A 6,566-nucleotide genomic window follows, 5' to 3' on the forward strand; every position below is an offset into this window, starting at 1 on the left:
ATAAATGGAAATTATTTTTTTGACTTTGGCTGAAGTGAATTCTGTGGAAGAACGGGGAATTTACCAGGACCTGCTACGGAAATTCCGTGACGAAGGCCATGATGTGACCATTGTCACCCCTGTGGAAAGAAGGAGAGGGGTCCCTACTCAATTCATTACAAAAGAAGGGGTTTCCATTCTTCAGGTGAAAACATTAAATATTCAGAAAACAAATATTGTTGAAAAAGGGGTGGGGACTCTTGCATTAGAGTTTCAGTATCTTTCTGCAATAAAAAAATATTGTTCTCATAAAAAGTTTGATCTTGTTTTATATTCAACCCCTCCGATTACTTTAGTAAAAGTGATTGAGTATCTTAAAAAAAGAGACCGGGCAAAATCATATCTTCTGCTTAAAGATATTTTTCCGCAAAATGCCGTGGATATGAATATGCTTAAGAAAGGCGGTTTTTTGCATAAGCAGTTTGTAAAAAAAGAAAGAAGATTATATCAGGTTTCAGATACGATTGGATGCATGTCGCAGGCAAATGTTGATTTCGTAGTAAAGCATAATCCTGAAATTAATCCCGGAAAAGTAGAGGTTAATCCCAATACAATAGAACCTGTGGTTTTTAACTATTCTGATGACCAGAAAGAAAATATAAGGGAAAAGTATCACATTCCAGCTGGGAAAAAAGTGTTCGTATATGGAGGGAATTTAGGTAAACCTCAGGGACTGGATTTTTTACTGGAGACCATTCAGTCAACAAAATCCGAAGAGGCCTTCTTCCTGATTGTGGGAAACGGAACGGAGTTTCCGAGGATTCAAAATTGGTTTGATCAGGAAAGACCTGCTAATGCAAAACTTCTGCAGCGATTGCCAAAAGAAGATTATGACCGGTTGCTGGCTGCCTGTGATGTAGGATTGATATTTTTGGATAAAAATTTCTTAATTCCTAATTTCCCGTCCCGGTTATTATCCTATTTGGAAATGAAGATGCCTGTAATTGCCGCAACGGATCCCAATACAGATATCGGTGATATTGTGGAAAATGCGCATTGTGGATACAAGGTAATGGCAGGTAATCAGCTCGAAATGCAGGCAAAAATTAATCAATTGCTTACTGAAGATAATTTACAGGAATTAGGAAATAATGCAGAGATTTTGTTGAAAACAGAATATTTGGTTGACACATCTTTTAATCTAATTATAGAAAAACTTTAAAATGTATAAAAATTTCATTAAAAGATTGATCGATTTTACAGTTGCATTTTTAGGGTTATTAATTCTGAGTCCTGTTTTTGTGTTGGTAACGGTCTGTTTATATTTTGCCAATGACGGCAAACCTTTCTTTTTTCAGTCCCGGCCGGGTTTAAAGGAAAAGATTTTTAAGATCATCAAGTTCAAGACGATGAACGATAAAAAGAATGAAAACGGGGAGTTGCTGTCTGATGCCGAACGTCTGACCCCGGTGGGTGCAGTCGTTAGAAAAACTTCTTTGGATGAACTTCCGCAATTGATCAATGTTTTAAAAGGGGACATGGCTTTAATAGGGCCGCGTCCTTTATTGCCGGAATACTTAAATTTATATTCTGAAAAACATAAAAAGAGGCACAATGTGCGTCCCGGAATTACCGGTCTGGCACAGGTAAAAGGACGGAATAATATGAAATTTTCAGAGCGATTTAACAATGATGTTTATTATGTGGAAAATTTATCTTTGGGTTTAGATATAAAGATTATTTTTATGACGTTTAAATCGTTATTTTTTAAATCATCTGATATTGTCCATGGTCAGACGGTAGATGAAGTTGATGATTTGGGAATCAGTAAAAATTTAAGCAACAATCATTTCAAAAAAGATATATAATGAATATTACCGGTAAAAAAGTTGAGCTTAGGGCTATTGAACAGGAAGATCTGCCTTTATTACATCAGTGGTCTAATGACCCGGAAATAAATTATATGTTGGGAGGATGGCACTTTCCGTCCAGCATGCAGGATCAGGAAAAATGGTTTAAATCTTTGTCTTTAAACAGCAATAACCAGAAATTTGCTATTCATGTAAAAGATCTGGGACTGATTGGAATGGCTAATTTAGTAGATATCAACTGGAAGGACAGAAATGCATTTCACGGTATGTTGCTGGGCAATAAAGATACAAGAGGAAAGGGATATGGCGTAGATACAGTAATGGCTGTAAACCGGTATGCTTTTGAAGAACTGGGTCTGATGAGAATGAATACGACAATAATAGCTAACAATGAACCTTCAATAGGCGTGTATACCAAGAAATGTGGCTGGATGGTCGAAGGGATCAAAAAGAAACAGTACTTTAGAAAAAACCAGTGGATAGATGAAGCCATAGTAGGAATAACGAGAGATGATTATTTTGATTTAATAAAGGAAAATAATTATTGGAATGATGAAGAATAAGGAATTTGGTTCTGATTTCCATTACATTGGCGATAGTGAGTTTAGATCTAAAGCCACTACGTTTTACGGCCTTAATGGTATGGATTATTTATATTTTTCCGGCCGTGTTGCTTTACGCAATATACTGATGCATGGTATTAAACAATTTGAGTGGAAAAAAATATATGTTCCCACTTATTATTGCCATGAAGTATATGATTTCATTAAAGACTTAAATATTGAATTAGAATTTTACCCGTGTAATCCTCTTCATAATACATTGCCTGCTGACATTGAAGACAGCAGTTTTTGTGCTGTACTGCTGGTCAATTATTTTGGTATTTCGTCACCGGATTTTGAACATTTAAAGAATATCGCTACGATAGAGGATCTGACTCATAACTTAAGTTTGATAAGCGACAGCAAAGCAGATTATATTTTTGGCTCTCTGAGAAAAGTTTTGCCGGTTCCGGTAGGAGGATTCGTAAGATCAAAAATAAAATTACCGGGTATTCCGGGAACATTATTTGCTGAAGAAGTGGCTCTGGAAAAATTTACGGGAATGTTTCTGAAGAAAAAATATTTAGAAGACAGATTTCCAGAGAAAGAAATTTTCAGAGACCTGCTGATTTCAGCAGAACATTCTTTTGAAAATATTGAAACTGACGCCACGCTACCTTTTAGTGTCAAAGAATACCTTTCAGAATTGGATCTTTTTAAAATAATTGAATCTAAAAAGAACAATGTTTTTACCATCAGAAATGCGATTAAAAAAACTACGAAATTTGAATTGCTCACCAGTAACTCAGATTTGGAATATTCTTTAATTTTAAAATTCGCGGAGACGGAAGAAAGAGACCGGCTGAGGAAACATTTGATACTCCACAATATTTATCCTATGGTTTTATGGCCGGATCAATTCTCAGAAGATGATATTTACCTTCAGGACAGGTTGTTGTTCGTACACACAGATTTCAGGTATTCTGCCATTGAAATGGAATACATCGCTAATATTATAAACCAATTTAGTAGAAATGCTTAGATTTGAAATTACAGAGAACCATTCGGCAAGATGGACTGAAATGGTAAAGCAGGCTGCTGTTTACGATTTTCATCACACTGCCTATTTCCACAAGATCGATACTGCTTTTACTTCAAAACTTTTACTTTTTTCTGATGATAAGAATTTTATAGTACTACCGATCGTTATACGGCCCATTGAAGATACCGGTTTCTATGATATCACTTCGGTATATGGATATGCAGGACCGCTTTATAAGTTCGAGGATCAATATGATCCTGCGGAATTATTGTCATTTTTTAAAACGAATTTTGTTGCTTTCTGCAATGAGCAGAATATCGTTTCAGTATTTTCAAGGCTGCATCCGCTCATTGATCAAAAGCCAATGATTGAGGGATTGGGAGAGATGGTAGATTTGAACAAAACCGTATCTATAGATTTAACCAAATCAGCTGACGAACAGCGTAAAGAATACCGGAAGTCTTTGAAATCAGAGCTCAATCAATTGGGCAGGAAGGAAATTTTTGTAAAAGAGGCCGGTAATCAGCATGAAACAGACCAGTTTATTTCGATCTATTATGAAACCATGGATCGGGTACATGCGGCTCCTAATTATTATTTTCCTAAAGAATATTTCTACGAGTTTTTAAATAATCCTGATTTTGAATCCAAATTATTGATTGCTGTCAAAGATGAGAAGGTTATTGCAGGAGCAATTTTCACCCTGACGGAAAAAATTATGCAGTATCATTTAGCGGGGACAACGGAAGAGTTTATTCGGGAAACCCCGATGAAATTAATTCTGAACGAAGCCCGTTTATTGGGAAATCAGACCACTGCCGAAAATTTACATTTAGGCGGCGGCGTGGGCGGCCAGGATGATGATTCGCTGTTCCGGTTTAAATCTGCTTTTTCGAAAAATTTCAAACAGTTTTCAGTGTGGAAATATATAGTTAATCAGAAAGTGTATGATGAATTGTCGAAAGGTAAAACCCATGCATCTTTTTTTCCTTTGTATAGATCATAAAACGTTAATTTAAAAAAAAAATAATGAATTCAAAAATATGGCTCTCCTCACCGCATATGGGAGGAACCGAACTAAAATACGTACACGAAGCATTTGATGCCAACTGGGTAGCCCCTTTAGGCCCCAATGTAGACGGTTTTGAAAAAGACCTTGAAAATTTCCTGAATACGGACGTCAAAGTAGCCGTTCTTTCGGCAGGTACGGCGGCTTTACATCTGGCTTTAATTGAATGCGGCGTGGAATATGGCGATGAAGTGATCTGCCAGTCGATGACGTTTTCAGCCTCGGCTAATCCCATTGCGTACTGCGGTGCCATCCCGGTCTTCATCGATTCGGAAAAAGAGACGTGGAATATGTGCCCGGCTGCTCTGGAAGAGGCGGTTCAGGACAGGATTTCAAAAGGCAGAAAACCGAAAGCGATTATCGTGGTCCATCTGTACGGGATGCCCGCCAAAATGGATGAGATCCTGGCTGTTGCGGCAAAATATGAAATCCCTGTCATTGAAGATGCAGCAGAGGCCCTGGGCTCCACGTATAAGGGAAACGCCTGCGGCACCTTCGGGCGTTTCGGGGTTTTATCGTTTAACGGGAATAAGATCATTACCACTTCCGGAGGAGGCGCACTGGTATGCCATACCCGGGAAGATAAGGATAAGACCGTTTTTCTTTCTACCCAGGCCAGGGATGATGCGCCGCACTACCAGCATTCCCACATCGGGTATAATTACCGGATGAGCAATATCTGCGCGGGGATAGGCCGCGGCCAGATGGAAGTGTTGCAGGACCGGGTGGAAGCCCGCAGAAAAATGCATGATTTCTACACGGCGCTGTTTAAGGATATCGATGGGGTGGAAGTATTCTCAGAACCTGGTGCTGATTTTTATTCCAACCACTGGCTGTCTGCCATTACCGTAGAGGCATCGAAAACAGGCAAAACCCGTGAAGACCTTCGCCTTGCCTTTCTTGAAGACAACATAGAATCAAGGCCGCTGTGGAAACCGATGCATATGCAGCCGGTATTTGCAGAAGCACCGTATTACGGAAGAACGGTTGCAGAGACCCTTTTTGAAAACGGATTGTGCCTTCCTTCAGGATCCAACCTCACTGATGATGAAAGAAGCAGGATCGCAAAAGTTATCTCAGAAATATTTTAAATATAATGAGTTTCATATAAATAAATAACGCTGAAGTTTTAACTTCAGCGTTATTTATTTATAAATGATCGTTTTATCCCGTTATTTTCAACGATTCAATCAATCTATCATTCAACTCAAAATGATATTGCAGAACGGCAGGGCTTCCGGGAAATGTGCCTGAGACTTCTGCGGAGAGGATATTCTCTTTTTCGTTATAGTCTAAAGGTTTCATAACGCTTTGGTATTCGCGGTTGGCGGCGATCCGGTTTTGGATTTCTGTTTTTCTGCAGTGGGTTTTGCCTTCGTCAAATACAATGGCGGTGTCGGTGAAACAGTCGGCATAGGCTTGGGTGCTGAAGTGATCTTGTGCTTTTACTAAAGCGGTGATGATGTTGGGTAAGTTCATTTTGTCTGTTTTTAAATTGTTGTTTTTATTTTTGTTTTTTTACCCAAAAGGCGCTAATATTTTTTAGGTTTATCATTCATGATCTGTCTTTTGTTCAGCAGTTCCCGATACATTTCTACGCTTTGCTGTGAAAAACACCTGAACGGACGTCAGTGGCTCAGCGATCGACGGGATTGGTTTGTTTGGTCTCCAGCTGACCCTTAAACTTTCAGCGCAGGCTCAATTTGCAGCGTTAAGAAATCTCTAAGAGATTCGCCGATTCAGAAATAAAATATAAAATACTGAGGCAAAGTTTTAAGTCTTGATCTTTTGGTTCTTTTGCATTAAGGCAAACCCGCAAGGGTTCGCTGATTCATAAAAAAAATAGACATGACAGAAGCAAAAGAACAAATAAAAATAAAAAATCTTTTCCCAAAAGTTCGGCAATCGTAGGTAAAAACATGGTTTAAATAATTTTAATACAACCTATAAACAATATGAGAGTATTCCCTTATGAAACTGACCATTCTAACTGTTAACCACACCACGACCTTAAACTTTCAGCGTCAAGCTAATTGAAAAGCGAAGGCCACAGAAAAAAGTTT

General features: G+C 38.4%; 7 protein-coding genes. 6 read left to right on the forward strand and 1 reads right to left on the reverse strand.

The genetic code is table 11. From position 1 onward, the window contains the following. Window positions 1-4 precede the first annotated feature (4 nt). The 6 genes from H561_RS0119115 to H561_RS0119140 are packed head-to-tail and all read left to right on the forward strand — an operon-like array spanning window position 5 to window position 5,594. On the forward strand, window positions 5-1,201 hold the full coding sequence (locus H561_RS0119115; protein ID WP_027388450.1) for a glycosyltransferase family 4 protein: 1,197 nt from the start codon (window positions 5-7) through the stop codon (window positions 1,199-1,201). A gap of 1 nt (window position 1,202) precedes the next feature. Further along, on the forward strand, window positions 1,203-1,847 hold the full coding sequence (locus H561_RS22880; protein ID WP_051349457.1) for a sugar transferase: 645 nt from the start codon (window positions 1,203-1,205) through the stop codon (window positions 1,845-1,847). Then, window positions 1,847-2,413, forward strand: coding sequence for a GNAT family N-acetyltransferase (locus H561_RS0119125; protein WP_027388451.1), 567 nt, complete (start codon window positions 1,847-1,849; stop codon window positions 2,411-2,413). Before H561_RS22880 ends, H561_RS0119125 begins: the two co-directional genes overlap by 1 nt. Beyond that, the gene (locus H561_RS0119130) at window positions 2,400-3,434 is read left to right on the forward strand and encodes a hypothetical protein (RefSeq protein ID WP_027388452.1); all 1,035 of its coding nucleotides are present in this window, start codon (window positions 2,400-2,402) and stop codon (window positions 3,432-3,434) included. The genes H561_RS0119125 and H561_RS0119130 overlap by 14 nt, the downstream gene beginning before the upstream one ends. After that, window positions 3,427-4,440 (forward strand): peptidogalycan biosysnthesis protein, encoded by a 1,014-nt coding sequence (locus tag H561_RS0119135; protein WP_027388453.1) that lies wholly within the window; start codon window positions 3,427-3,429, stop codon window positions 4,438-4,440. Before H561_RS0119130 ends, H561_RS0119135 begins: the two co-directional genes overlap by 8 nt. 23 nt (window positions 4,441-4,463) lie before the next feature. Continuing rightward, window positions 4,464-5,594: an aminotransferase class I/II-fold pyridoxal phosphate-dependent enzyme gene (locus tag H561_RS0119140; protein ID WP_027388454.1), complete on the forward strand. Its 1,131-nt coding sequence runs from the start codon at window positions 4,464-4,466 to the stop codon at window positions 5,592-5,594. A 73-nt stretch (window positions 5,595-5,667) separates the two neighbouring features. Here H561_RS0119140 and H561_RS0119145 read toward each other — a convergent pair whose 3' ends face one another. After that, complete coding sequence (locus tag H561_RS0119145) at window positions 5,668-5,982, reverse strand: hypothetical protein (RefSeq protein ID WP_027388455.1); 315 nt, start codon at window positions 5,980-5,982, stop codon at window positions 5,668-5,670. Window positions 5,983-6,566 lie beyond the last annotated feature (584 nt).

The sequence above is a fragment of the Chryseobacterium gregarium DSM 19109 genome (assembly GCF_000430845.1).
In the GTDB taxonomy this organism is placed as follows: domain Bacteria; phylum Bacteroidota; class Bacteroidia; order Flavobacteriales; family Weeksellaceae; genus Chryseobacterium; species Chryseobacterium gregarium.